Raw genomic sequence first — 26,536 nt, 5'->3', positions numbered from 1 at the left:
CGGCGAGAAGGCTCTCACACAGTCCGCGACGAAGCACGCGTTCCCTGCTGATTCGTTCCGCGCGGCTTTCTCCAGGGAGGGAGTACGCTGTGCCTGAGATCGACACCGGAGTCAAGAGCCGCGTCGTGGGACGCTTCACGCAGCCCGTCTTCTGGGGCGTCTGGGCGACCGTCGTGGTGATAGCGGCGGCGTTCTACTACCCGAAGGCGGCCGACTCGCGCAGCGCCTTCGTGCGGTGGCAGCCCCAGGTGCTCAAGTTCTGGGACGGGACGAACATCTACGACAAGATGTACTTCCCCAACCCGCCGATCATGCCGATCACGCTCTACCCGCTGATGACCCTGCCGCCGGTCGCCGCGGCGATGGGCTGGTTCCTCATCAAGGCCGGGCTCACGTCGATGACGCTGCTGATCTGCTTCGACGCGATCCGGGTCCGGGGCAAGCCGATCCCGCCGTTCTTCCAGACGGCGGTGCTGCTCCTGGCCCTCCGGCCGATCCTTGGGGACCTGCACCACGGCAACATCAACCTGCTGATCCTGTTCTTCCTCGCGGCGATGTTCCACGCCTGGCGGAAGGGGTACGACCGATCGGCGGGCCTCCTGCTGGGCCTGGCGATCGCGTTCAAGGTCACCCCCGCGCTGTTCCTGCCGTACTTCGCCTACAAGCGGTCGTGGCGGACGGTGGGCTGGACGTTCACGGGCCTGCTGCTGTTCCTGCTGATCGTGCCGAGCGCGGTCATCGGGCCGCGGTTCAACGCCCTCTGCCTGTCGACCTGGTGCCAGCGGATGGTCACGCCGTTCCTCGTCGAGGGGAGCGCCAGCCCGCAGGAGGCGAACCAGTCGATGGTGGGCGTCATGACGCGGTTGTTGACCGAGATCGAGCCGGGGACGGACCGCTACGACGTCCAGCACGACCTCAACCTGGCGGCGCTGCCGCCGGACGTCGTCGGCGGGCTGGTCAAGGCGGTGAGCTTCGGGTTCATCGGGCTCCTAGCCTTCTTCTGCCGGACCAAGGACGCCGACCGGACGAGCCCCAGGTACCTGGGCGAGATTTCCCTGGTGGTGCTCACCATGCTCTTCCTCTCGGAACGGAGCTGGAAGCACCACTTCGTGACCATGGTCTTCCCCTACACCTTCCTCATGGCCGAGCTGTACTCGTCGCGGACCCCGCCGCGGTCGAGGTGGGGGATTTTCGCGGCACTCACGGCGTCTTTCCTGCTGATGGCCAGCACGTCGAGCGAGTTCGGCGGGCTGTTCGCCCACGGCAAGGGGCACGAGATCGCGCAGGGATACGGGATGTTCATGTGGGCGGCCTTCGTCCTCTTCGTCGCGGTCGCCTGGCGGCTCCGGGCCGACGACGCGGCGGACGGCCTGGAGGCGACGGTCCCCGCCGCCGCGGCCTCGGCCCTGACGGCCCCCAAGCTCGGCCTGTCGCGGAGGAATCTCGCCGCCAAGTGACCGGCCCCGGTCTCGCCTCGCGGCCCCCCATCCACGAACCGCCGGCCGTCCCCGAGGGGGGGCGGGCCGGCGGTTTGCGTTTGTCTTTCGGGTTGCGACGGCCGTGCGGGTTTCCGGGGTTTTTCGGTTTCGGCTGGAGTTCCGACGTGGGGCGGTCGATCTAAGGATCCTATCGCGGCCGTGCCGTGCGCCTCGGGGCGAGACCTCGGGGAGCGACGGCCCGTCGCACGTCCGACCGAATGGGAAGCGATCTCGACCGACCGGCGCCTCGATCGTCCGTCGGCAGTCGGCTCAGGAGGGCCTCCGAATGAACGAGTCTCGTGAACAGCAGCGGAACCGTCGCAAGCCCGCGTTGGCCGTCGACGCGCTCGAGGAGCGCCGGGTGCTCAGCGCCGGGATGGGGAGCACGTTCGCCATCGTCCCCGGCGTGATCGCCGAGGCGGGCCAGACCTCCAGCTCCGAGGTGCGACTGGACACGACCCACTTCACCCCCGGGGCGCGGGGGCGCATCGTGGTGGGGATCGACGTGGCGGCCGATCCGGGCTCGTCGGTCAAGCCGGAGGTCACCGCCGTGCGGTCCGCCACCGGCCGCAACCTGGGCTTCCAACGGTCCATGTACTCGCAGACGATCGTCAAGTCGCAGGGCCTGCTGAGCCCGCGCAGCTCGGCCGTGACGGCGACGCTGACGACCCCGAAGGAGGGCCAGGCGCCCGTCTCCTACAAGGTCGACGTCCGGGGCATGACCTCGGCGAACGGGGCGTACCTGCTGGGCTTCTACCTCCCCGGCGACGCCGACGGCGACGGGTTGGTCAGCCGGGACGACGTGCAGAAGATCGCGACGCTGTTCGGCAGGTCCTCGACCGACGATGGCTACGAGTTCGACGCCGACGCCAACCGCGACGGCAAGATCGACATGCGCGACCTCCGCATGGCCGGCCAGAACGTCGGCGCCAAGACCATCATCAGCCCGGTCACCAGCGTGAACCTGGACCCGGCCAGCGACTCGGGCATCTCCGACCGGATCACCAACCAGCGGGTGGTGAAGTTCAAGGGGACGGCCTCGCCGAACTCACAGATCACCTTCGTCGAGGCCGCGGGCAAGTCGCCGGGCGGGACGACGACCGTGGGCGCCGACGGCAACTACACGATCGACGTCCAGCTCGGCGACGGCTCCAACTCCTTCAAGGTGACGGCCGCCGACGCCTTCGGCCAGGTCATCTCCGGCTCGATCGCCGCCGTGACCTACAGCAACAACCCCCCCACGCTGACGAACACCATCCCGACCGTGAAGTCCACCTGACCTTCGCGCCCCGGCGATGACGACTCACCCGGACCCGGCCCCCGCGACGGCCTCGCGGACGGCCGGGTCTTCGTCGTCGCGGGCGGCGTCGAGCGCGGTCCTCGCCTCAGGCGCGTCGATCCGCCGCAGGGCCCAGGCGGCGGCGGCCCGGACGGTCGGGTCCTCGCGGCGGTCGGCCAGCCTCGCGGCCAGCGCGGGGACGGCCTCGACGCGACGCTCGGCGCCCAGCAGGAGCGCCGCGTTCCGCAGGAGCCCCTCGCGGCGAGTCCTTCGCATCGCCGTCCTCCTGAGGGCCCGCTTCCAGTCCCCCTTGGAGCGTCCCAGCCATTCGATCAGGTCGGGCGCGCTCCAGTCGTCGCGGGGGGCCAGTTCGGGCGCGCGGCCCGGCGGCGCCTTGCGGTTCCAAGGGCAGACGTCCTGGCAGACGTCGCAGCCGAACGCCCAGCCGTGGAGGTCGGCGGCCGGCCCGTCGGGGGTCGGCCCGATGTGCTCGATGTTCCAGTAGCTGATGCACTTCCCGGCGTCGAGCCGATTGGGGCCGTCGAAGGCGTCGGTCGGGCAGGCGTCGAGGCATCGCGTGCAGGTGCCGCAGTGCGACGTCGCGTGGGGCTCGTCCGGCTCCAGGTCGACGTCGACCAGCAGGGCCCCCAGGACCGTGAAGCTGCCGAGCTTCCGGTCGATCAGCAGGGTGTTCTTGCCGATCCAGCCCAGCCCGGCGAGGCGGGCGAAGTCGCGCTCCAGCAGGGGCGCCGTGTCGACCACCGCGCGCGCCGAGACGCCGGGCGCCTCGGCCTTCAGCCATTCGATCAGGTATTCGAGCCGGCCCCGGACGGCATGGTGGTAATCCTCGCCGCGGGCGTAGCGGGCGACCTTGCCCACGGCCGGCCGGGGCGCGGCGGACGGCCCCGCGCCGTAGACGAGGCTGACCATGACGACCGAGCGGACCCCTTCGAGGATCGAGTCGGGGTGAGCGCGGGCCTCGGCGTGCTCGCGGAGGTAGCCCATGCCGGCCTCGCGGCCGTCGTCGAGCCATTCGCGGAAGCGGTCGTAGTCCGGCGGCCGGGCCGCCGGGGCGATCCCCACGCGGTCGAAGCCCAGGGCCCGCGCCTGCCGCTTGAGCCGTCGCGTGAGGTCGGGGTCCATGGCCGCCCTCGGCTCAGGCGGGCTTGCGGCCGGCGAGGGCCGCGGAGTCCTTCACGCCCAGGTTCTCGTAGATCCGCCGGGTCGCGTCGGAGCGGTTCAGGGTGTAGAAATGGATGCCGCGGACCTGGTTGTCCAGCAGGTCGCGGCACTGCTCGGTCGCCCAGTGGACGCCCACCTTGGCCACCGACTCGTTGGACTCCCCGCAGCGTTCCACCGACCGATCGAGCTTGGCCGGCACCCGCGCGCCCAAGGCCAGCTCGTAGATCCGGTTCATGTTCTCGCGCGAGGTGATCGGCATGATCCCGGCGAGGATGGGGACGCGGATCCCGGCCAGGTCGCAGCGGTCGCGGAAGTCGTAGAAGTCGTCGTTGCAGAAGAAGAGCTGCGTGCAGATGTATTCCGCGCCGGCGTCGACCTTGCGCTTGAGGTTGTCCATCTCCAGCCGGCGGTTGGGCGTGGAGGGGTGACCTTCCGGGAAGCCGGCGACGCCGACCCCGAAGCCGCGCGCGTCGGGGGCGGAGCGCGACCTGATGAATCGGACGAGCTGCTCGGCGAATTCGAAGGCGTCGTCTTCGCGACGATAGCCTTCGAGGTTCCGTGGGGGGTCGCCGCGGAGCGCCAGGATGTTCTCGATGTTCGAAGCGGCATAGCGGTCGAGGATCGCCGCCAGCTCGGCCTCGGAGTGGCAGACGCAGGTGAGGTGCGAGACCGCCGTGAGGTTCGTCTGCTGCTGGATGCGGACGATCAGGTCGTGGGTGCGCTCGCGGGTGGAGCCGCCGGCCCCGTAGGTCACCGAGACGAAAGACGGCTGCAACTCCTGGAGACGGGCGATGTTCTCGAAGAGGTCGGCCGACGCCTTATCGGTCTTCGGCGGGAAGAACTCGAAGCTGAAGGTCGTCGGATGCGCGTCGAAGATGTCGAGTATATGCATGGCGTCGTCAGGTCCTCGTCGCTCGCAGCCGCTCCCGGTCATGGGCCCGGTCCCAGCATATCTCCCGGACGAGTCCGGCGACAGGTCAGACCGCGACCCCGTCGACGGGCCTCATCCGACGGCGCGGCCGATCCCGACCGCCCGCTTGAAGGCCCGAGAGAGTTTCGGATGCCTCGCGGCCAGGCGTTGGGCCTTGCGGGCGATCCGCAGGGCGTTCGGGCCGTACGCGCGATATCCGGCCAGCTCGGCGCCCGCCATCGCCAGTTCGTGCTCCGAGGCGGCGGCCCGCCGCTCCGAGGCGGCGAGGCTCCGCTCCAGGTCCGCGGCCCGCCGCTCCGAGGCGTCGAGGTTTCGCTCCAGGTCCGCGGCCCGCCGCTCCGAGGCGTCGAGGTTTCGCTCCAGGTCCGCGGCCCGCCCTTCCAGCTCCGAGGCCAGCCGTCGCGACTCGTCGAGGCTCCGCTCCAGGTCCGCGGCCCGCCGCTCCCAGCCGGCGGCCCATCGCTCCCAGTGCGCCGCTTGCTGCTCCCCGATCGCGGCACGTCGTCCCGCCTCCCCGGCCCGCTCCTCCCAGAGCTCCGAGCGTCGCTCCCACACGCTGGCGCGGGCCTCGAGGGCGTCCAGCGAGTGTTTGACCCCGTAGGGAGTGAAGACGTCCAGGACGCTGAGCGGGGCCTTGAAGAACTCCAGCAGCTCCGGTTCCTCGCCGCGGACGTAATAAAGGTTGATCCCGTCGAACGTCGCGGACAGGTAGTTCGCGGCGTGCAGCAACGGCTCCCATCGCTCGGGAAAGGCCGCCTCCACCAGGACGATCCGCGGCCGCCAGCGCGCCCAATCCAGTCCCAGGACGACCTGCCGCTCGAAGCCCTCGGCGTCGATCTTCAGGAAGTCGATCGGGCCGCGGACGTGGGCCTCGCAGACCTCGGTCAGCGTCCTGACCGGCAGGTGCCGGGCGACGAACTCCATCCCCCGGTCCCGCCGGTGCTGATCGGCCAGGGAGGCCGAGAACGTGGACAGGCCGGGGTTCGCGGCGCATTCGAAGAACTCGAGCGTGGCCTCGCGGTCCGACACGCCGATGTTCAGGTTGACGTCGTCCGGACGGTCGGCGCACAGCTTCTCATGGAGGGCGGGCTGGGGCTCGATGTTGATGCCGCGCCAGCCGTGGACCGAGAAGTGCTTGGTCACCGAGCAGTCGACCGGCTCGTTCGCGCCGACGTCCAGGTAGAAGCCCTTGTAATCCCGCGGGAAGGCTCGTTGCAAAAGGACATCCTCACGATTCTGGGCGTAGGATATCATCGTTCCGATGGACTCCCTGGGACGTTGCCGGGCCGGGGCGCGAAGGGCCTCGGGTGGATCGGCGGGATCCTACAGAAGTCCCCGAGGGCCGACAAGGCGGAATCGCGCGAGGGTCGTCACGCGGACGAGGTCACCCCGGCCCGCGGGCACAAGTCGGCCATCGGGCAGGCGCTGCAGCGCGGCTTGCGCGCCTGGCAGGGGCCTCGGCCCAGGTGGATCAGGCGGTGGCTGAATCCGACCCACTGGTCGCGCGGCACGATCGCCATCAGGTCCCGCTCGATCTGCTCCGGGACGGTTCGGGTGGTCAGGCCGAGGCGGAAGGCCAGGCGTTTGACGTGGGTGTCGACGACGACGCCGGTCGCCAGGCCGTAGGCCGTCCCCAGGACGACGTTGGCCGTCTTGCGGCCGACGCCGGGGAGGGCCGTGAGGGCGTCGAGGTCGCGCGGGACCTCGCCGCCGTGGTCCTCGTCGAGCCTCGCCGCCATCTCCTGCAGGTTCTTGGCCTTGGCTCGGAAGAAGCCGGTGGAGCGGATCACGTCCTCCACCTCCTCGCGGTCGGCGGCGGCGAGCGAGCGGGCGTCGGGGAAGCGTCGGAACAGCTCGGGCGTGACCATGTTGACGCGGGCGTCGGTGCACTGGGCCGAGAGGATCGTGGCGGCCAGGAGCTGGAACGGGCCGTCGTGCACCAGGGCGCAGAGGGCCTCGGGATAGGCCTCCTTCAGCGCCGCGACGACCCGCGGGGCCTGGGCCCTGGGGTCGATGGTCCGAGTCGCGTCTTTCTTGCGAGCCATGTCGCCCCCGGCCGGTCCCCTCTCGGGCGGGTCGCCCCGCGCCCTCGCGGCGTCGACTGTGGCGTCTCGGCGGGAAAGTTGTCAAGATGGACCGGGGCGAACGAGGAGGGCGGAGGACGCATGGCGGACGAGCTGGATTTGAAGGATTTCACGGGGCGGGCGCGGCTGTTCCCGCTGCCGGGCGTGGTGATGTTCCCGCACGTCGTCGCCCCGCTGCACATCTTCGAGCCGCGGTACAAGCGGATGGCCGAGGACGCGCTGGACGGCGATCGGCTGATCGCGATCGTGCAGGTCCTCCCCGATCCGGCCACCTCGTGGAAGCCGAATCCGCCGATCGCCGAGGTCGGCTGCCTGGGGCGGATCGTCCACCACGAGAGGCTGGCCGACGGCCGATTCAACATCCTCCTGCTCGGCCGCAAGCGGGTCCGCCTGGTCCGCGAGACGAGCAAGCCGGACCTCCCGTATCGCACCGCCGACGTCGCCCTGATCGAGGATGAGCCGCCGTCGAAGGTCGAGGAGGCGGCCGGGCGCGAGCGCCTGATCTCCCGGTTCCGGAGCGTCGTCGGCGAGGCGGCCGACGTCGACCCCGAGTTCTTCAAGCTGCTGGACTCCGCCGACTCCCTCGGCGCGCTGACGGACGTCATGGCGCACGCCCTCCCCTTCCCCGTCGAGTCCAAGCAGCGCCTGCTCGCGGAGCCTTCGGTCGAAGTCCGCGTCCGTCGCCTTGACCGCTGGATCGGCGACCTCGCCGCGGCGTTCCCCCGCGAGCGGACCTTCCCGCCCCCGTTCAGCGACAACTGAAGGCCTTCGGTCGGCTTGATTTTCCCGGCCCCGGTTCTTAAAATTACCCCGGGGATCGTGCGGAAGTTCTTGATTTGGTTCGGCTTGCGTCCGGCCCGCCGGCTCCTCTCCCTGCCCGAGAAAGCTCCGACTCATGCCCGAGCCGTCCCCCGCCCCGAGCCAGGCCTTCGACCTCGAACGCATCCGCCGGGCCGTCCGCGAGATCCTCCTGGCCGTGGGCGAGGACCCCGACCGCGAAGGGCTGGAGGACACACCCGACCGCGTGGCGCGGATGTACGCCGAGGTCTTCCAGGGGCTCCACCAGGACCCCCGCGTCCACCTCCAGAAGGCTTTCACCCAGAAGTGCGACGAGATGGTGCTGATCCGGGACATCCGGTTCGTCAGCTTCTGCGAGCATCACCTGCTGCCGGTGATCGGCCAGGCCCACGTCGCCTACATCCCCAACGGCAAGGTCGTCGGCCTCTCGAAGATCCCCCGGGTCATCGACGTGCTGGCCAAGCGTCCCCAGCTCCAGGAAAGGCTGACCGAGGAGGTCGCCGACCTGCTGATGAAGGAGCTGGACGCGCGGGGCGTGGCCGTGGTGATCGAGGCCAGCCACAGCTGCATGACCATCCGGGGCGTCCAGAAGCCGGACAGCTCGTTCGTCACCAGCGCCGTGCGGGGCGGCTTCAAGGACCACCTGGCCACCCGGACCGAGGTCATGTCGCTCATCTTCGGCTCGCGGCGATGATCCCCGACGACCGCGACCGCGCGACGCCCACCCGGGCCGGCCGGGGTGGACGATGATGCTGGCCGACTTCGCGGCGAGGCTGGCCTTCGGCCTGGCGGTCGCCGCCCTGGCGGCACCCCGGCGATCGACCCCCACGCCTTACTTCCGGACGATGTGCCTGGTTATGCTGGGCCTGGCCGTTCTCGCGACGCTCGCGGGTCGGAGTTCCGACGCTTCCCGGGGAGGACTGGGAGCCTGGGCGATGATCGCGACGGCGGCGGTCGCCTACATGGGGGCGGTGGCATGGGGCATGGGATGGTCGCGGGTCGGGACGGCGGCGACGGCGGCCGTCGCGGGCCTCTCGGGCTCCTGGCTCGCGGGCCTCGCGCTCGCGGAGGGGGGCCCCTGGGCGTTCAACGCCGCCAGCCGCGCGGCTTCCGGATCGGCGATGGGGGCGACGGTCGCGGCGATGCTGATGGGACACCAGTACCTGACGGCCCCGTCGACGTCGATCGGGCCTCTCCGACGCGCGATCCTGCTGATGGCGGCGGCCCTCGCCGCGCGGGCGGCGCTGGCGGCGGCCGGGCTCGCGCTGGCTTCGGGACCGCCGACGGGGAGTGCTTCGGCGACCGCCCCGACCTGGCTCCTGCCGGCGATGCGCTGGGGGATGGGGCTGATCGCGCCGGCGGCGGCGGCCGCCCTGGCCTGCAAGGCGGCCGGGCTCCGTTCCACGCAGTCGGCGACGGGGGTCCTCTACGCCGGGACCGCCCTGGTGATGCTCGGCGAACTGGCCTCGCTGATCCTCTCGCGGGCCGGGGCGCCGATCGTCTGAGGTCGGGAAAGGGGCGATCGGTCCGATGGAATTGACGTTCGAGTGTCCCCATTGCCGGATGATCGACCACACCGAGTCAGTGGAGGCGTCGGGCCGCGCTCTCTGCCGACACTGCCTCCGCGAGCGTGAGCTGGCCCCGGACGCCTTCGACGCCGAGGGGGGCCTGGCGAAATGTCCGGCCTGCGGCTCGGCGGACCTTTACATCCGCAAGGATTTTCCGCAGGCGCTGGGGCTGGCGATCGTGACGGCGGGATTCGCGGCCAGCACGGCGTTCTGGTATAGTGAACGGCCGTTGTCGGCCTACCTGGTGCTGGGCTCGTCGCTCCTCCTGGACATGATCCTCTACCGCTGGGTCCCCGACGTCGCCGTCTGCTACCGCTGCTCGAGCCAGATCCGAGGGCCGGGGATCGACCCCGGCGGTCGCCGAGGCGCGTTCGACCTGGCCGTGGGCGAACGCTACCGCCAGGAACGACTCCGCGCCAGGGCCTTGAAGGCCGGCGGCGCGTCGGCCGAACCGGAGTCGAAGCCGGCGCCGGAGGCTGGCGGGGACGCGACCTGACAGGACGGACGGGGCGACCCCCCGCCCCGTCGAGACGACGCCCGGCCGGCGCCGACCGGCAGGCCCCCATCCCGACTCGCAACCGGATCGAAGCTTTCACGTGGACGAACGCCGAGCCCGCATCTACGACGACCTCCGGGGGATCGTCTCGGGGGACCTCTATTTCGAGCCCCTGGACCGGGCCGCGTACGCGCTGGGGGCCGGGCCGTTCGAGATCGACCCGCTGGGCGCGGTCGCCCCTCGGAGCGCCGAGGACGTGGCGACGCTGGCCCGCTACGCGACCGAGAACGGCCTGACGCTCCACCCCCGAGGGGCCGCGACCGACCCCGGCGGGGGCTCGCTGGGGGACGGCCTGGTCGTCGACTTCGGCCGCCACCTGCGGCGGATCATCGCGATCGACGAGGATCGCGTGGAGGCTGAGGCGGGGGTGGTCTTCGACGCCGTGAACGCCCGGCTCGCCGGGCTGGGCCGGCGGCTGGAGCCGACCCCCGCGACGTCCGAGGCCGCCACGCTCGGCGGGGCGATCGGCGTCGACGCCTCGGGCTCGCGGTCGTGCCTCTACGGGCCGACCAGCCGCTGGGTCGAGCGCCTGGGCGTGGTCTCGGCGCAGGGCGAGGCGGCGGACCTGGGCTTCGAGCCCTGGCCGGCGTTCGAGGACGACTCGGCGGACTTCAAGTCGCTGGTCGTGCGCAAGCTCCACCGGATCCACAAGCGGCGGCGAGGGGCCTGGGAGTCGCGCGGCGAGGAGCCCCCGGACACGACGTCGGGGCCGTCGGTCTCGCTCCGCGACCGCGCCGGCTACCGGCTGGTGCCGGCGTCCGACGAGCGCGGCGTCGACCTGGCTCGGCTGCTCTGCGGGTCGGAGGGGACGCTGGCGATGGTCGTTCGGACTACGCTCCGCACGGTCCCGATCGCCCCCGCGACGGCCGTCGTGATCCTGCCGTTCGTGAGGCTGGTCGAGGCGGCCGGCTGCGTGCCGTTCCTGACCGGGGGCGACACCGCGCCGTCGGCCTGCGACCTCTACGACTGGCGATCCGTGAGCCTGGCGCGCGACGCCGACCTGCTCTTCCGCGAGCACGTCGGCGAGTCGGTCGAGTCGGTCATGATCGTCGAGTTCGAGGGGGACTCGCCGTCCGAGGTCGCGGGGCGGGCCCGGCTGCTGATCGAGAAGGCGGTCCGCACCGGCCTGCTCTCGGCCGACCCGGCCGTGGTGCACCGCCGGGCCGATTGCGAGCGCCTGGTGCGCCTCCGCCGCCGGATCGAGCCGCTGTTCCTGCGGGGCCGAGGGCGTACCGCGCCGTCGCCGGTCCTGGAGGACGTGGCTGTGCCGGTCGAGCGGCTCGCGCCGGCGATCCGGAGCCTCCAGGACGTCCTCCGCCGCCGCGACCTGACCTGGACGCTCGACGTGTTCGCGGCCGAGGGTCGGATCCGGATGCGGCCGTTTCTGGACCCCGGGGATCCGGGGGGGCTCGCGAAGCTGGAGGACCTCGCGGCGGAGTTCTTCGACGTGGTGCTTGAGGCGGGGGGGACGATCGCGGCCTCGCAGGGCTGCGGCCTGCTGCGGACGCCGTTCCTCCCCCGGCAGCTCGGCGAGCTTTCCCGCGTCTTCCGCGACGTGAAGGATGCGTTCGACCCGGCCCGGCTGCTCAACCCCGGCAAGGTCGTCGAGAACTCGCGGCAGGCGGCGCGGCCGCTCAAGGCGTTCCCCGACCCCGTCGCCCCGGCCGTCGGAGAGGCGGCCGTCGAGGGCGGGCCGGCGGCCGGCGCGGCGACGCCCTTGATCCTGCCCGTGCTGCGGTGGCCGGGCGAAGATCCCGCGACGGTCGCCTCGTCGTGCAACGGCTGCGGGAGCTGCCGAGGGACCGACCCGACCCTCCGGATGTGCCCCGCCTTCCGCGCCCACGGCGAGGAGGCGGCGTCCCCCCGGGCGCAGGCCAACCTGGTGCGGCAGGCGGCGGCCGGCGTGCTCGACCCCCGTTCGTGGGGCTCGTCGGAGTTCCAGGCCAAGGCCGGGGCCTGCATCCACTGCAAGCTCTGCCAGCCGGAGTGCCCGGCGGGCGTGGACGTGTCGAGCCTGATCCTGGAGGCCAAAGCGGCGTTCGTCGAGGACCACGGCCTGGCTCCCCAGGACTGGGTCTTCTCCCACCTGGAGATGTGGGCCCGGCTCGCCAGCCGGTTCCCGATCGTCTCCAACCTCTTGATGTCGCGTCGCGGCTCCCGCTGGCTCCTGGAGCGGGCGCTGGGGGTGTCCCGGCGGCGCGTGCTGCCCCCGGTGCGGCGGACGCCGTTCACCAGCCGGGCGGCCAAGCTCGGGCTGCACCGGCCGAGGCCCTCGCGCCCGGGCCCCCGGGTCGTCTACTTCGTGGACGTGTACGCCAACTACTACGACCACGAGCTGGCCGAGTCGGTCGTCGGCGTACTCCAGCAGGCCGAGGTGAACGTCTACGTCCCCGCCTCCCAGCGCAGCTCCGGCATGGCGCCCCTGGTCGTCGGCGACGTCGACCACGCCCGCGAGTTGGCCCTGCGGAACCTCCGCATCCTCGGCGACGCCGTGCGTGACGGCTACACCGTCGTCTGCTCCGAGCCCACCGCGGCACTCATGCTCCGGCAGGAGTACGTCAAGCTCACCGACGACCTCGACGCCACGCTCGTGGCCCAGAACACGATGGACCTGGGCCAGTACCTGAAGGGGCTGGACGCGCGCGGCCAGCTCCCCGCGCCGTCCGAGCCGGTGCGGGCGCGGGTCGGCTACCACCAGCCCTGCCACCTCCGGGCGCTCGACGTGGGCCTCCCCGGATTCGACCTGCTGCACAAGGTCCCGGAGCTGGACCTGGAATTCATCAACCGGGGGTGCTCGGGGATGGGGGGGACGTTCGGCCTCCGTCGCCACCAGTTCCGCGCCAGCCTCCGCGCCGGGCGGGGCCTGCACAAGCGGCTCCTTGACGACGACATCGAGATCGGCGCGACCGAGTGCGGGGCCTGCCGGATCCAGATGGAGCAAGGCATCGCCAAGCGGACGCTCCACCCGATCAAGCTCCTGGCGCTGGCCTATGGGCTCAACCCCTCGCTCCGGCTCCATTTCAAGGACCCCAAGCCGCGGCACGCGATGTCGTGACGAGCGGCCCCGGCTTTCGCCGCTTCCGGCCTTGCGTCGGCGGGGGAACTTGAGTAAAACGCCCCCGCCTGTCACGTCTTCGTCAGCGGGCGACGCGCGGATGTCGGGGCGGTCGCGACCAGGATGGACGCCGACCTCGCCCCGCGAGGCCCCGAGAGCGGGCCCGCGTCGCGACTCATATTCGTGATCCGGATGGGATGGGGGGGCGATCGTCGCCCCCTCGACTTCGACTGGGATGATCGACCGAGCCTGCGGGCCGCCCGACCCCTCCGCCGCCGCGGCCCACGCCGAGGCGAGCCGCGGTCGGCCCGGGTCGGGGGACGATCGCTCATGACGTATCAAGTAACCAGACGCCTTCCGGCGCCAGGGACGGGTCCGGTGGAGCGAAATCTCATCGAAGCCGACGTCATCATTCCGAAGCCCCCGCGCCGGATCCCGGCGCCGGCGGCCGCGCCGATCCTGGCGATGGCCCTCGCCCTCCTCGGCCTCGCGGCCGGGGCCCCGACGGCCCGGGCTCAGGCGACCCCCCAGGGGACCGTCGTCGAGGTCCGCATCGAGGGGAACACCGGCATCACCGCGGAGAAGATCCGCGGCAAGCTGCTGAGCAAAGCCAACGCCCCCTACGACCAGCAGAAGGTGGACGCCGACCTGCGGTCGCTGATCGCGACCAAGTGGTTCACCGACGTCCAGCCCTTCTACGAGGAGACGCCCCCCGGCAGCGGCAAGATCGTCCTGATCTTCCGCGTGAAGGAGATGCCGATCCTCCGTGCGGTCGAGCTGCGGGGCCGGCGGAAGGTCTCCCAGAAGGAGATCGAGGAGAACACCGGGCTCAAGGTCGGCAACCGCGCCGACCCTACCCGCACCCGGCTGGCCGTCCAGCAGATCGAGCGGCTCTACATCGAGAAGGGCTACGAGCTGGCCCAGGTCACCCTCCTCGAGGGCGGCGATCCCGGCGACACCAAGGTCGTCATCCAGATCTTCGAGGGGCCCAAATATCAGCTGGCGTCGATCGACTTCAAGGGGAACGTCTTCGCCACCGACGCCCAGCTCTGGACCAAGATCTCCAGCCGCAAGCCGGTGGTCGCCGGGTTCGGCGGCAAGTACCACCGCGACATGCTCGACGAGGACGCCCGCAAGCTCATCGAGTACTACCAGTCCCAGGGCTTCTTCGAGGTCCGCGTCGCCCCCGTCACCCGCGCGGGCGAGGGCCTGGGCGACGTCCACCTGACGTTCGTCGTCTCGGAAGGGGTCCGCTACCACGTCCGCAACCTCGTCTTCGAGGGGAACGACCGGATCAAGGAGGAGCAGCTCCGCGAGGGGCTGGAGCTCCACTCCAACAAGCCCTTCCTCGACGCGGTCCGCGACGCCGACCGCGAGAGGATGCTCAAGCGCTATTACGAGCTGGGCTGCATCAAGACCCAGATCATCGCCGAGCCCCGGTTCACCAACGAGCCGGGGGTGGTCGACCTGGTCTACAAGATCGAGGAGAGCGCGCCGTTCACGCTCGGCGAGATCATCGTCCGGGGCAACGCCCGCACCCGCGACGACGTGATCCGCCGCGAGTTCTGGCAGGCCGGCCTCCTCCCCGGCGAGGTCCTCGACCAGAACCGCCTGGCCCTGGCGCAGCAGCGGCTCCGCAACCTCGGGTACTTCAACGAGAACCCCGAGATGGGCAAGCAGATCGAGGTCAAGATCGTCAACGAGCGGCCCTTCGACAAGCCGTACCGTGACCTCATGATGCCCCTGATCAGCGAGATCGGCAGCACCCGGATGCAGGGCCCCGACGAGCCCTCCCGGGGCGTCGCCCGGGCCGAGGCCGCCGCCCCGACGACCGCCGTGGCGACCGTACCCCTGTCCGCGAACGCACCCGCCCCCGCGCAGGCGGGGGCCCCGGCCGCCGCCCCGAGGGTGCGGATGCAGGACGACGGCTACACGGTCGTCCCCGCGCCCGCCGGCTCGGCCGTGGACTCGGGCCCGTCGATGCTCCAGCCGTTCGGCTCCGGCTCCGGGGGCTACTTCAGCCCCCCCGCCGACACGGTGCCGCCGATCCGCGTCCCCGCGCCGGCCGTCGGCCCCGCGCCAGGCGTCCTGGGCGCGGCCCCCGCCGGGCGGAGCCAGCCGCCGGTCGGCTCGGGCGAGCCCGCCGGCTCGTTCCCGAGCATCCCCGGCCTGAACATGACCGACGTCGGCCCCGACCGCAACGACCCCTTCCCCAATCGGTCGTACGCCGACATCGTGACGACCCTGGAGGAGGCGCCCACCGGCCGGTTCATGGTCGGCGTGGCGGCCAGCAGCTTCCAGGGCCTCTTCGGCAACATCACGGTCTATGAGAAGAACTTCGACCTCTTCAACGTCCCGCGCTCGTTCAACGACATCTTCAACGGCACGGCCTTCCGGGGCGGCGGCCAGGAGTTCCGCCTGGACATCCAGCCGGGCACCCAGATCAACCGCTTCCAGGCCAGCCTCCGCGAGCCCTACCTGCTGGGCCTGCCGATCGGCGGGGCCGCGGCCGGCTACTACTTCAACCGCCTGTATCCCGACTGGAGCGAGGCCCGCGGCGGCGGCCGGTTCTCGCTGGGCCGGCAGCTCGGCACCAGCACCTACGTCGACGTGGCCGCCCGCGTCGAGGATGTGAACTTCTACGGCTATCGCAACCCCGCCCCGGCCCAGTACCTGGCCGCCAGCGGCCACTCGTTCCTGGCCTCGCTCCGCCCGAGCCTCCGGTTCGACAACCGCAACAGCCCGTTCATGGCGACCAAGGGCCAGTACGCCGAGTTCTCCTTCGAGCAAGGCTGGGGCACCTACACCTGGTCCAAGTTCGACGCCGAGGGCCGCGTGCACTACACGACCGGCAGCCGCCCCGACGGCACCGGCAAGCGGTTCGTCACCCTGCGGGGCCACTTCGGCATCGCCACCCAGTCGCTGCCGGTGTACGAGCGGTTCTTCGCGGGCAACTTCGGCAGCCTTCGCGGCTTCCAGTACCGCACCGTCAGCCCGAAGGCGATGGGGGTCCCGACCGGCGGCGTGATGATGGCCCTGGGCTCGCTGGAGTACCAGTTCCCCTGGACCGCCGGCGACACCGTCCATCAGGTCGTCTTCACCGACTTCGGCACCGTCGAGAACGATTTCAGCTTCAGCAAGCTGCGGGTCTCCGTCGGCACCGGCCTCCGCCTGATGATCCCCGCGATGGGGCCGATCCCCCTGGGCTTCGACCTCGCCTTCCCCGTCATGTACGCCGAGGGCGACGCCCTCCGCTACTTCAACTTCAGCATGAGCGCCAGCTACTGAGAATTGCTATTTATCCAGGAGAACGAAAGGATCGACACTATTCGGCGGTACTAAACCCCCCGCGAGAGTAGGAGTCGAGACCGTGGCGAGACCTGGCGGACCGTGGTGGTGGCGCGAGCGTTCGAGGTGGGCGGCGACGATCGCCGGCAGGCGTCGCACCGCCCCGGCGGAGGTGGGCGAGCGCGACAGGGCGGCCGCTTGGGCATGGTACTCGGCACTCGCCGCCGAGGTCGCGGCCCCCCGGCCCGACGTCCGGGTCGCCGACCTCTTCAATCTCTACCTCGACGCCTGCGGGACGCGGGCCGTACGAGGGGACATGGATCGTGCGACGGTCCGCCTTGCGACGACCGTCCTGACCCAGGCTTCGGGATTCGTCGTCGCGGGCGGCGAATTCGGTGCGATCCCCGTCGCGGACGTCCGCCTCTCCCATCTCGAGGCGATCGCGGCTCGGTGGGCCGAGCGTCCCGGCGTCAAGCCGGGGTCGCGGGTTTCTCCGACGTATTTGGCCACGGCGACCGGCCTCATCAGGACGGCCTTTCGCTGGGCTATCCGCCCCGGCGGCGGGCTGGATCCCTTGCTGGAGGCCGACCCTTTCGTCGGCTTTCGGGCCCCCCGATCGCGGCCCGCCCGGGTTCGGATCTGCGATCGGAAGGACGCGGCCCGGTGGCTCAAATGGCTCCGGGCCCAGCCTCAGACCGAAGCCGCCCGCAACTTCTCGCTGCTCCAACGCTGCCTGGTCCTTACCGGAGCCAGGCCGTCGGAATTCTACCGGGCGACCTGGGGCGAGAATGTCCTGGGCCGCGGGCCGTACGGCGACGGGGGCCGTCTACGGGACATTGACGAGGCTCGCGTGGAAGAACTCCCGCAACAGCGGCAAGCCCCGCCGCATCGTCCTGCTGCCGGGAGTCCTCCGGCCCCTGCGCCGCCTCCACGACCGGCTCCGGCCCGACCCGGACGACCTGATCTTCCGCTCGGCGACCGGAAAACGTTGCGATCCCTCGCTACTGGCCCAGGCGACGGCCCGGCTTCGTCGGGCCGCGGCCGCGGGGGGCTAAGACCTGGGGAACTCGGCGGAGACGGCGAGGGGCGGGCTCGCGGGTATCTGTGGAGGCATCTCGCGGCGTCCCGGCTCGTGATGGCGGGCGTCGACTTGCTGACCGTCGGCGAGCTGCTCGAGACGTCGCCGGCGAGGATCGCCAGGGTCAAGCGCACTGCCCGGACGCTCCCTCGATCAGGCGGGGATGATTCGATCCCCCCGCAACCTGGCGAATAGATCGAGAAACGAACCGAGCGTCGGCTGGTAATCGTGGAACCCGGCCAGTCGGCTCTTGGTCATGTCGGTCACGACCTCCATCTCGCGCCCGAGGTCCATGTCGGTGTGCCACGCCGAGGCGAGCCTGTTGATATCCGGCTCGGCGAGGCCGTGCTTCGCCGCGATACCCGCCCATACCGGCCCCGCGCCTGCCAGTTGGGACTCCAGCGGTGACTTGTGGCCCGGATAAGGGGCGGCCTCGATGCCGAAATCCGCCGCGAGCTTCGGCCACAACCAGTTCCAGCGGAAGATATCGCCATTCACGATGTTGAACGCCTGATCCCGGGCGGCCTCCGACGTCCCGGCCCATTCCAGGTGCCGGGCGAGGACTCGGGCGTCGGTCACGTCCGTCAGCCCCTCCCACTGCTGGGGCGATCCGGGGAAGATAAACGGCTTCTCCGTCTCCCGGCAGATCGTGGCGTAGACGGCGAGGGTGACGCCCATGTTCATGGCGTTGCCGAGGGCGTATCCGATGATCGTGTGGGGGCGATGCACGCTCCAGCCGAAGCCCCGCCTCTCGGCGGCCGCGAAGACCTCGTCCTCCTGCGTGTAGTAGAAGTTCTCGTAAGGCAGGCGCGGCATCTCCTCGCGGAACGGCGTCACCGGCTTGGTCTTGGCGTAGGCCTCGAACGGCCCGAGATAGTGCTTCAGGCCGGTGACGAGGGCGACGTGGCTGAGGCCCTCGGCCGAATCGACGGCGTTCAGGAGGTTCCTCACCATGGCGCCGTTCACCTTGCAGTTCTCGGCCTCGGTGGCCTGGCGGAGCCACGTCGCGATGAAGACGTGAGTCGGATCGATCCCGGACAGGGCGGACTGCAGCGAGTCGGGGTCGAGCAGGTCCGCGGCAACCGGATGCACTTCCGGGATGTTGGTTTGCGGCTTGCGGGCGAGGCCGTAGACCTCCCACCCCTTCGAGACCAGGTGCGAGGCGAGGTTGTTGCCGACGATCCCGCTCACCCCCGCGATGAGTGCTCTCTGTGCCATGGCTAGTGTCTCTTTCCCGATCGGTGCTTCGATGTCGTTGGTTCGTCGTTAGCTCGCCCGTTCATGGACATTACGCGAATCAGAGGCCGATGACCAATCGGGCCGGGAAGCGCGGCCCTGAGACGACCTTGTCGCGAGATGACCTCGAACGGGAATTCCGTGTCATCGAACTGAAGGACGGGCCATCAGAACAGCCTCAACTGCTCCGCGTTCCCCTGCGTGCGCCGCGTCACGCTCTGGCGGTGCTCCGACCTCGTCGGCTCCGGCATGGCGATCACCACGGGTTCCGGCTCCGGCTGGTGGACGGGTTCCGGAGCGACCGAGACCTGCGTGGGCTCTGCCTCTGTCGTGGGCGACTCCGCCGGCTCCTGCTCGCCCAGCGGGCCCTCGGGCGGATTCTCCGACAGCCCCGCCCGGAGCTGGTCGCGTAAGTCGGACAACTAACTCATGTACTCGGCATGCTCGAACGGCCGCCCCACGCGGGCCTCGAAATCCGCGAGCTGGCCCTGCTTCACGCTGATCTCGGCCCGGTTGCTCCGGCAAGCGTAGTCGTACCCGTTCGCCAGCCGCTCCAGTTCGTTCAGCACGGCGCGTGCGCCGGGGTTGTCCCGCATCGGCGTCTCGCGGCAGCGCGTCACTCCGTCCAGCACGACTTCCGTTCCGCCCAGCGGGTGCAGAACCAGGCTGGCTTCCAGCCCGCGATAGGTCCCCAGTTTTGTGCGGTAGGTCTCCTGGACCTTCTCCGACATCCGCTTCAACTTCTCGCCGATCGACTCCTGGCTCGGAATCACGTCGTTGCTCGCCATGGTGGCCATGTCGGCGGTGGGGCCCTCCAGGGGTTTCTCCAGCCGCAGGATATCGTCCGGCAGGTCGCGCAGGCTACGCTTGGCCACGTACTGCTCGTCCAGGTGGTTTTTCCTCAGTATCGCCAGCCGCTGGAGTTCCGCGTCGGCTTCGGCCAATGTCAGCAACGCCGGGTTGCCTGACGCGATGGCTTTCACCTCCGCATACGGATAGCTCCTGCCCGCCGATGTCCTCGGCCTTCCTGACGGCCGCCTCGCCGGTCATCACCTGGGCGATGAACCGGGCCTTGGTTTCCAACGCCTGCGAAATGTAGGCGTCGAAGCTGCCTTCCGTCACGTAGCGGTAGATCGCCACCTCCTTGTTCTGGTTGCCCTGCCGCAAGATGCGTCTTTCCCGCTGCTCGACCTCGTCGAGCTTCCACGGGGCGTCCAGATGGTGCAGGGCCGCCAGCCGCTTCTGCCCGTTGGTGCGGGTGCCCATCTTGGCCGTGGAGCCCAGCATGACGCGGACCTGCCCCCCCCCACCGCTTTCCGCAGCTCCTCTTTCAGGTCGCCGACCGGCAGAACCGAGAAGCCGGAGCCGTAGAGCGTGTCCTTCGGCTCAAGTCGTCCAGCACCATCTCCCACAGGTCGGCCTTGTCGATGCCCAGGACCGAGGTCTCCAGCCATTCCGGGTCGGCGTGGTTCGGCTCCTGGCCGGGAGCCCGCTTGCGCAGGAACAGGATGTCGGTTGTGACCTCCGTGCCCTCGGCCTTGAAGGCGTCGCACGGCAGGCGGACCGCACCGAGGAAGTCGGCCTTCTCCGCGAGGTCGATCCGCATCCCGGCGTTCTGCTTGTCGAGCGTGTAGTGCGAGGTAACCACCGCGACCACGCCGCCGGGCTTCAGGGCGTCGACCGACTTGGCGATGAAGAAGTCGTGCAGGGAGAGTTTCTGTCCCTGGTATTCGAGCTTCACGTCGGCGAACGGCACGTTGCCGATCACGGCGTCGAGCTTGGGCAGCCTGGTGTCGCCGAAGTTCTCGATCCGGATGTCGGCCGTCGGATGCAGGACGCGGGCGGTTCGGCCTGAGAGCGAGTCGAGTTCGACGCCGATGAACCGCCGGCCCGCCGGGGCTTGGGACATGCAGTTGCCCACCCCACAGCCCGGTTCGAGGGCCACGCCATCTTGAGGCACGCCCAGCCTGGACAGGGCGTCGTGCATCGCATCCATGAGGACGGGCGAGGTGAAAAACTGGCTGAAAGTCCTCCGCTTGGCCGAGTCGTACTCCTCGGGCGTGAGCAGCGACTTGAGTTCCTCGCCGATAGCCTGCCGGCCGGGCTTGAACTAGCCGGTCATCGGGTTGGGGAAGATCTCCTTGGCCACCGGGCCGGCAGCGATTGCCGGTCGCGGGAAGCCTTCACGCGGGCGGCGTGCGTGAGGAAGGCATCGCGTCGGTGGGCGTATCGGTCGGCGAAGGAGGACATGCGGTCGCGGCGTGCTCGTGTTGATCCGAGCAGTATGGCGAAAACCGACCGATAAGCAATCAAGAATAGATTCCGACCGCAGTTGGCATTGAGCTCCACTCCTGCCGCATGATACAGTGGACGCGAGTCCACTTCCTTGGCCGGTGCGGTAATCTCATGGACATTCGCCGAAAGCTCGACATACTGGCCGACGCGGCCAAGTACGACGCCTCGTGCGCCAGCAGCGGCAGCTCCACGAAGCGCCGCGACACGCGGCTCGGGTCGACCGAGGGGATGGGCATCTGTCACAGCTACACCCCCGACGGCCGGTGCGTCTCGCTGCTGAAGCTGCTGCTCACCAACCACTGCGTGTACGACTGCCGGTTCTGCGTCAACCGGGCGTCGAGCGACACGCCGCGGGCCAAATTCACCGTGGCCGAGGTGATCAGCCTCACCATCGACTTCTACCGACGCAACTACATCGAGGGGCTGTTCCTCAGCAGCGGCATCGTCGGCAGCGTGGACGGCACTATGGGACAGCTCGTCGCGGTCGCCCGCGGCTTGCGCGAGGACCATGGGTTCGGCGGGTACATCCATCTCAAGCTGATCCCCGGCGCGTCCCCCGAACTGGTCGCGGAGGCCGGACTCTGGGCCGACCGGCTGAGCGCGAACATCGAACTCCCGACTTCTCAGGACTTGCAGCTCCTCGCCCCGGAGAAGACTCGCGAGGACATCGACGGCACGATGGGCGAGGTGGCCGAGGGGATCGCCGAGCACGCCGCCGACCGGAAGGCAGGGTTCAAGGCGCCGGCGTTCGCCCCAGCCGGTCAGAGCACGCAGATGGTCGTCGGCGCGACGCCGACCGCCGACGGCACCATCCTGGCGACCGCCGACGAACTGTATCGCACCCGGGGGCTGCGGCGCGTCTATTATTCGGCATACAGCCCGACGCCGCACGCCGACGCGCGATTGCCCGCGCTCCGTCCGCCGCTGATTCGCGAACACCGACTGTACCAGGCCGACTGGCTGCTGCGCTTCTACGGATTCGGCGTGGGCGAGGTGGTCGCCCCGGGCGCGAACCTGGCGCTGGACATGGACCCGAAACTGGCCTGGGCGCTGGCGAACCGCGACCGTTTCCCGGTAAACGTGAACACCGCCCCTCGCGAGATGCTGCTGCGCGTCCCCGGCGTCGGGGTGCGGAACGTCGACCGCATCCTGGCGATTCGCCGGCACCACCCGGTGACGACCGACGACCTGCGCAAGCTGCGGGTGAACTGGAAGACCGCCGCCCCGTTCGTACTCGCCGTCGGCCACAACGCGGCCGTGCGCCATCTCGACGCGGTCGGCCTGAAGAAGAAGCTAGTGCAGGCGACTCTTTTCGACCACCTGGTCGACGTATGATCGTTTCCGCGCCCGACTTCGCCGCATGGCGTCCCGCCGCCCGCACGCTGCTGGCCGCGGGCGTTCCACCGGCCGACGTCATTTTCGACGACGGTGCCGCGACCGGCCTGTTCGCGGCGGACGCGCTCCCCGCCGCGCCCGCGGGCGGGACGTTCAACGTGCCGCGGGCGTTCGTCGAGCTGGCCGAGTCGGTCGCGTGTCACCGCGACCCGCGACGGTGGGGGTGCTTGTATCGCGCGTTGTGGCGGCTCACCCACGGCGAGCCGCACCTGCTCGACCTCGCCACCGACGACGACGTGGGCTGGCTCCTGCACGCCGAGAAGTCCGTCCGCCGCGACGTCCACAAGATGCACGCGTTCGTCCGCTTCCGCGACGTCGGCGGTCACTTCGTCGCCTGGCACCGGCCGGACCATCGCATCCTGCGCCGGGCCGCGCCCTTCTTCGCCCGCCGCTTCCCGGAGATGCTCTGGACGATCCTGACGCCGGACGAGTCGGCGCTGTGGGACGGCGACGGGCTGCAGTTCGGCCCCGGCGTGCCGGCGAAGGACGCGCCCCCGCCTGACCAACTCGAGGACATGTGGAAGACGTACTACCGGTCGACGTTCAACCCCGCGCGGATCAAGATCAAGGCCATGAAGAAGGAGCTCCCGGTTCGGCATTGGGCGACGCTTCCGGAGGCGGCCATCATCCCCGACTTGCTGGCCGAGGCGCCGGCCCGCGTTGCGGCGATGGTCGCGCACCAGGAGGGGTGCGCCCGGTCGGCCGCCGACTTCCTGCCGGCGACACGCGACCTCGACGGCCTCAGGGCGGCGGCCCGTGGCTGCAACGCATGCGGCCTGTGCTCCCCGGATTCGCCGCCGATGTTCGGGGAGGGGCCAGCGAGCGCGCGGGTGGTGGTGGTCAGCGACCGGCCCTTCGGCGGCGAGGCCGCCGCCCTGCTCGACCAGGCGCTGGACGAAGCCGGCCTCGACCCCGCGGCGGTGTACCGGACGCACGCGGTGAAACGCAATGCGGGCGACGGCGCGCGGGTCGGGCCGCGCGAGACCGCCGCGTGTCGGCCGTGGCTGCTCGCGGAACTGGCCGCGGTCAGGCCTGACGTGGTGGTGTGCCTCGGCCCGGCGGCGGCGAGGGCGGTGCTCGGGCCGCTGTTCCGGTTCGTCGACCGCCGCGGCGAGGTCGTGGACGCGGTCGGCGGGTTCAAAGTCGTGGCGACCGTCCACCCGGTGTGTGCGTCCCGCGGCGGCACGCGGGCGGAGCTCGTCGCCCACCTCGCGCTCGCGCGGAGGCTTGCGTAGCCGCCCTCCGGCAGGCCGGAATGCTCCGGGATGGCACCTGACGCGCCTTCCTTTCAGGTGAGTCCCGGCTTCCACTCCTCGGCGTTCCTCCCAGGCGCTGTTGACGCCCGCCCCTTCGATCTTTGACCGGCCCCATGCCGCCGACTCCTGACACGAAGCTGCTCCCGGCACGTATCCTGGCCGTTCGTACAGTAGCTCGCCTTGGCCGATTCCTCTTCCGATGGTAGGTTCCCGCGTTCGTACCATAGGCCGACGCAGGCGGGATCCGAAAGGGAATGATCCACGAGAGCCGCATACACCTGAACGTCCCCTACGCGCGCAAGGACGAGGCGAAGGCCCTCGGCGCCCGTTGGGACGGCACGCGCCTCCTGTGGTACATGCCGGCCAGGACAGACCTGCGCGGATTCGACGAGGCGTGGTTTCCGTCAGGGCTGCTCAAGCCAGCCGGCGCGCAGCCCCGCACAGAAATGGTGACGGACGGCGAGTCCGAGAAGGGCATCACCCTGTCCGAACTGCTCGGACGCATCAAGGGCGTGCTTTCGCAGAACCTGTCGGAAGCGGTATGGGTGCGCGCCGAGATCAGCGAATCGTCGTCCAAGAACTGCAACGTGTACCTGCAGCTGACCGAGCGCAACGGCCAGGGCGACCCGCTCGACAGGGCCAAGGGGATCATCTGGAAAGCCCGCGCCACCGGCATCGCATCGAAGTTCGTCGAGGCCACGGGCGAAGGGCTGCGGACGGACAGCAAGATCTTCTGCAGGTGCAGGTCCGCTTCGACGCCCTCTACGGGCTCGACCTGATCATCGAGGACGTCGACCCCTCCTACACGCTGGGCGACCTCGCCGCCAAGCTGGCCCGCATCCCGCAACGCCTCGTAGACGAGCGTATCTACGGCAGCAACCAGGCGCTCCTCCCGCCCATCGAGTTCCTGCAGGTGGCGGTCATCAGCCCGGATACCTCCGCGCGCCTGGGCGATTTTCGACGCGAGACGGATCGCCTGCAGCGGGTCGGGCCGTGCAACATCGCGTTTTTCGGTGCTACGTTCCAGGGGTTGGACGTGCCTGCGTCGATGCGAGTCGCGTTCGACGAGGCCCTGGCGGCCCATCGCCTCCTGGCCTTCGACCCGATGGTCATCATCCGGGGCGGCGGCTCTGTAACGGACCTCGCCTGGCTCAACGACTTCGATGTGGCGCGGATGCTCTGCTCGTCGCCCATCCCCGTGCTCACGGGAATCGGGCACGAGCGCGACTCGACCATCCTCGACGAGGTCGCCCATCGGCGGTTGGACACGCCCTCGAAGGCGGCGCTGTACATCATGAGCTCCATCCGCGACAACGCCGTCGAGGCGATGGCCGCCGTCGAGAGGATCAAGCTGCAAGTCGGCCCCATCCTCGCCCGCGAACGAACCGCCGTCGAAACGCAGGCCGAACGGATCAAGACCGGCGCGAAGACGGCCGTCGGGCGTGCCGAGGCCGATCGGGAGAGATCGATAGTCCTGATCCGCACCAGCACGTTCTATCGGTTGCAACAGGAGCGGGCCGCCGTCGAGGTGCAGGCGACGCGGCTCCGCGATGGGTCGTCGTCGGTCCTCCAGCGAGCGTCCAAGGATCGTGAGGAGTTCATGAACCTGATCAGGACGTCCGCGGGTCATCACGCCCGCGAGGCCGCCCTGTGGCTGGGTGCCGAGCGTGGCCGCTTGGCGAATCTGGCCGATCGGGCGGCCTGCGAAGCGGGATCGCGGTTGAAGGGCGAGATCGACGCGGTAGTCCACCGCGCCCAAATGCGCATCGCCGATCAGGAGAAGACGGCCAACATCCTGGCGTTGAAGGCCGAATCGGCGATCGACGCGGCGAGGTGCGATCTCGAGCACAACCTGACGGAGTTGCGTCGGGAATCGAGCCGGTCGGCCGAGAAAGCGGCGGACCATTTGTCAGCCGGGCTCGCCGAGATCGAGGCGGGCGCGGCGTCGATGGTGGAGGCCGCCCGAACCAATGTCGATGGCCAACTGAGGCTGGTCATGGGGCTCGGCCCGAACCCGACCCTTCGACGCGGCTTCGCGATCGCGACGGCCGACCGATCACCAGGCGTGCAGACGCGGCCCACGCCGCCGGCTTCAGCGTGCATTTCCACGACGGCCCCGTTCGGGTGTAGAATGACGAATTTCAGGGAGGGGACAAATCGTGAGCGAGAATCTCGACGGCACGAGCTTCAACAAGAACTACAAGCTGCTGAAAGAGACTTCCGATTGGCTCTCGCAGCAGTAGGATCCCGACATCGACCAGCTCGTCCCGAGGGTCGAGACGGCGATGCAGGCCAACAAAGGTGTGCAAGACTCGGCTCGACGCCGTGCAGGTCACCCTGTCCCAGTGTTTCGAATCGGACGCAGCCGTCGTGGAAGCTCCACCTTCGAATGGGCACGCGAAGTCGATCTCTCCTCTAAGGCCGTCGGCTCCTATGGAGGCCGACGGGCATGACATTCCATTCTGATGGCGCATGGGATCGATTACGGAGCAGGGAAGAGATGCGTCGTGCGCGTCCGCGCAGATGCCTGAGACAGTCTCACTTCTTCGCCACCGCCGCCCGTTCCTTGAACTTCTCGCCGCTGAGCTTCGCTCCCCACACCCTGGGGATCTTCACCAGGCGTTTCACCTCGTCGTAGGACAGCCCCGCCTCGGCCAGCTTCTTGATCGCGGGCAGGAACGTGTCATCGAAGAACGGGCCCATCTTGTCGGCCACCTGCTTGTCGAACGAACCCGCGGTGATGGTCGACTTTTTCTTCTTCTCGGCGGCCGACTTGTCGTCGTGGTAGTCCTTCGTCGTGCCGCCCGGTCTGCCGAGCTTGGCCTTCGCGCCCATGACGGCCGCGACCATCCCGCGTTCGCGGGCTTCCGCGTCGTCCAGGCCGTCGAGCAGGGCCTTGGCGTAGGTGTAGGTCGCCAGGATGTCGAACTTGCCGATCGAGACGTCGCCGGTCTTTTCGGCCATGGTTTGCTCCCCGTGTTCGTCAGTTCGTCAGGTAGAGGAGCAATTCCGGTTCCCAGCGTCGGGGGAGCCATCCCCCGGCCCGTGGATTACATC

23 protein-coding genes are annotated in these 26,536 nt (G+C 69.9%); 13 read left to right on the top strand and 10 right to left on the bottom strand.

Annotated features, from left to right (window positions below):
- Positions 1 to 89: 89 nt before the first annotated feature.
- Both G6O68_RS12445 and G6O68_RS12440 read left to right on the top strand, forming a co-directional pair.
- Entirely contained in the window at positions 90 to 1,457 is a 1,368-nt protein-coding gene (locus G6O68_RS12445) for a glycosyltransferase family 87 protein (RefSeq protein ID WP_165248174.1), read from the top strand.
- 307 nt (positions 1,458 to 1,764) lie between these two features.
- Positions 1,765 to 2,757 (top strand): Ig-like domain-containing protein, encoded by a 993-nt coding sequence (locus G6O68_RS12440; RefSeq protein WP_165248172.1) that lies wholly within the window; start codon positions 1,765 to 1,767, stop codon positions 2,755 to 2,757.
- Between the two features lie 24 nt (positions 2,758 to 2,781).
- Here G6O68_RS12440 and queG read toward each other — a convergent pair whose 3' ends face one another.
- The 4 genes from queG to nth form a co-directional block, all read right to left on the bottom strand.
- Positions 2,782 to 3,900 carry a tRNA epoxyqueuosine(34) reductase QueG gene (gene queG, locus G6O68_RS12435; protein WP_165248170.1) on the bottom strand — a complete coding sequence of 373 codons (1,119 nt, stop codon included), beginning with the start codon at positions 3,898 to 3,900 and terminating at the stop codon, positions 2,782 to 2,784.
- 13 nt (positions 3,901 to 3,913) lie between these two features.
- On the bottom strand, positions 3,914 to 4,831 hold the full coding sequence (gene metF, locus G6O68_RS12430) for a methylenetetrahydrofolate reductase [NAD(P)H] (protein ID WP_165248168.1): 918 nt from the start codon (positions 4,829 to 4,831) through the stop codon (positions 3,914 to 3,916).
- Between the two features lie 111 nt (positions 4,832 to 4,942).
- The gene (locus tag G6O68_RS12425; RefSeq protein WP_165248166.1) at positions 4,943 to 6,088 is read right to left on the bottom strand and encodes an FkbM family methyltransferase; all 1,146 of its coding nucleotides are present in this window, start codon (positions 6,086 to 6,088) and stop codon (positions 4,943 to 4,945) included.
- A 152-nt stretch (positions 6,089 to 6,240) separates the two neighbouring features.
- The gene (gene nth / locus G6O68_RS12420; protein ID WP_165248164.1) at positions 6,241 to 6,915 is read right to left on the bottom strand and encodes an endonuclease III; all 675 of its coding nucleotides are present in this window, start codon (positions 6,913 to 6,915) and stop codon (positions 6,241 to 6,243) included.
- A gap of 120 nt (positions 6,916 to 7,035) precedes the next feature.
- Here nth and G6O68_RS12415 point away from each other — a divergent pair, with 120 nt between their 5' ends.
- From G6O68_RS12415 to G6O68_RS12385, 7 genes are all read left to right on the top strand, one after another.
- On the top strand, positions 7,036 to 7,716 hold the full coding sequence (locus G6O68_RS12415; protein WP_165248162.1) for an LON peptidase substrate-binding domain-containing protein: 681 nt from the start codon (positions 7,036 to 7,038) through the stop codon (positions 7,714 to 7,716).
- 133 nt (positions 7,717 to 7,849) lie between these two features.
- A complete protein-coding gene (gene folE, locus G6O68_RS12410) occupies positions 7,850 to 8,446 on the top strand; it encodes a GTP cyclohydrolase I FolE (RefSeq protein WP_165248160.1) in 597 nt (198 codons plus the stop codon).
- 52 nt (positions 8,447 to 8,498) lie between these two features.
- Positions 8,499 to 9,257: a hypothetical protein gene (locus G6O68_RS12405; protein ID WP_165248158.1), complete on the top strand. Its 759-nt coding sequence runs from the start codon at positions 8,499 to 8,501 to the stop codon at positions 9,255 to 9,257.
- 25 nt (positions 9,258 to 9,282) lie between these two features.
- Positions 9,283 to 9,816 carry a hypothetical protein gene (locus tag G6O68_RS12400; RefSeq protein WP_165248157.1) on the top strand — a complete coding sequence of 178 codons (534 nt, stop codon included), beginning with the start codon at positions 9,283 to 9,285 and terminating at the stop codon, positions 9,814 to 9,816.
- Positions 9,817 to 9,916: 100 nt separating this feature from the next.
- On the top strand, positions 9,917 to 12,931 hold the full coding sequence (locus tag G6O68_RS12395) for an FAD-binding and (Fe-S)-binding domain-containing protein (protein WP_165248155.1): 3,015 nt from the start codon (positions 9,917 to 9,919) through the stop codon (positions 12,929 to 12,931).
- 378 nt (positions 12,932 to 13,309) lie between these two features.
- Positions 13,310 to 16,219 carry a BamA/OMP85 family outer membrane protein gene (locus tag G6O68_RS12390; protein ID WP_240911152.1) on the top strand — a complete coding sequence of 970 codons (2,910 nt, stop codon included), beginning with the start codon at positions 13,310 to 13,312 and terminating at the stop codon, positions 16,217 to 16,219.
- Positions 16,220 to 17,007: 788 nt separating this feature from the next.
- A complete protein-coding gene (locus tag G6O68_RS12385; protein WP_165248151.1) occupies positions 17,008 to 17,274 on the top strand; it encodes a hypothetical protein in 267 nt (88 codons plus the stop codon).
- Between the two features lie 176 nt (positions 17,275 to 17,450).
- On the opposite strand, the gene G6O68_RS12380 is transcribed toward G6O68_RS12385, so the two are convergent.
- From G6O68_RS12380 to G6O68_RS12365, 5 genes are all read right to left on the bottom strand, one after another.
- Positions 17,451 to 18,515 (bottom strand): SDR family oxidoreductase, encoded by a 1,065-nt coding sequence (locus G6O68_RS12380; protein ID WP_165248149.1) that lies wholly within the window; start codon positions 18,513 to 18,515, stop codon positions 17,451 to 17,453.
- Between the two features lie 185 nt (positions 18,516 to 18,700).
- Complete coding sequence (locus G6O68_RS12375; RefSeq protein WP_165248147.1) at positions 18,701 to 18,955, bottom strand: hypothetical protein; 255 nt, start codon at positions 18,953 to 18,955, stop codon at positions 18,701 to 18,703.
- Positions 18,956 to 19,408, bottom strand: a complete 453-nt coding sequence (locus G6O68_RS32380) for a hypothetical protein (protein ID WP_206108086.1) — start codon at positions 19,406 to 19,408, stop codon at positions 18,956 to 18,958.
- Positions 19,395 to 19,820 (bottom strand): hypothetical protein, encoded by a 426-nt coding sequence (locus G6O68_RS12370; RefSeq protein WP_206108085.1) that lies wholly within the window; start codon positions 19,818 to 19,820, stop codon positions 19,395 to 19,397. Before G6O68_RS12370 ends, G6O68_RS32380 begins: the two co-directional genes overlap by 14 nt.
- A gap of 43 nt (positions 19,821 to 19,863) precedes the next feature.
- Positions 19,864 to 20,520, bottom strand: coding sequence for an N-6 DNA methylase (locus G6O68_RS12365; protein ID WP_165248145.1), 657 nt, complete (start codon positions 20,518 to 20,520; stop codon positions 19,864 to 19,866).
- Positions 20,521 to 20,939: 419 nt separating this feature from the next.
- On the opposite strand from G6O68_RS12365, the gene G6O68_RS12360 reads away from it, so the two are divergent.
- From G6O68_RS12360 to G6O68_RS12345, 4 genes are all read left to right on the top strand, one after another.
- Complete coding sequence (locus tag G6O68_RS12360; protein ID WP_165248143.1) at positions 20,940 to 22,163, top strand: putative DNA modification/repair radical SAM protein; 1,224 nt, start codon at positions 20,940 to 20,942, stop codon at positions 22,161 to 22,163.
- Positions 22,160 to 23,458, top strand: coding sequence for a TIGR03915 family putative DNA repair protein (locus tag G6O68_RS12355; protein WP_165248141.1), 1,299 nt, complete (start codon positions 22,160 to 22,162; stop codon positions 23,456 to 23,458). Before G6O68_RS12360 ends, G6O68_RS12355 begins: the two co-directional genes overlap by 4 nt.
- A 275-nt stretch (positions 23,459 to 23,733) precedes the next feature.
- Entirely contained in the window at positions 23,734 to 24,258 is a 525-nt protein-coding gene (locus G6O68_RS12350) for an exodeoxyribonuclease VII large subunit (protein ID WP_165248139.1), read from the top strand.
- Positions 24,219 to 25,898, top strand: coding sequence for an exodeoxyribonuclease VII large subunit (locus G6O68_RS12345; protein WP_165248137.1), 1,680 nt, complete (start codon positions 24,219 to 24,221; stop codon positions 25,896 to 25,898). The genes G6O68_RS12350 and G6O68_RS12345 overlap by 40 nt, the downstream gene beginning before the upstream one ends.
- 119 nt (positions 25,899 to 26,017) lie before the next feature.
- Here G6O68_RS12345 and G6O68_RS12340 read toward each other — a convergent pair whose 3' ends face one another.
- On the bottom strand, positions 26,018 to 26,443 hold the full coding sequence (locus G6O68_RS12340) for a hypothetical protein (protein WP_165248135.1): 426 nt from the start codon (positions 26,441 to 26,443) through the stop codon (positions 26,018 to 26,020).
- Between the last annotated feature and the right edge of the window lie 93 nt (positions 26,444 to 26,536).

Origin of the sequence: Paludisphaera soli (genome assembly GCF_011064595.1) — a bacterium.
In the GTDB taxonomy this organism is placed as follows: Bacteria; Planctomycetota; Planctomycetia; order Isosphaerales; family Isosphaeraceae; genus Paludisphaera; species Paludisphaera soli.
This window is presented reverse-complemented; position numbering and strand designations above follow the sequence as displayed.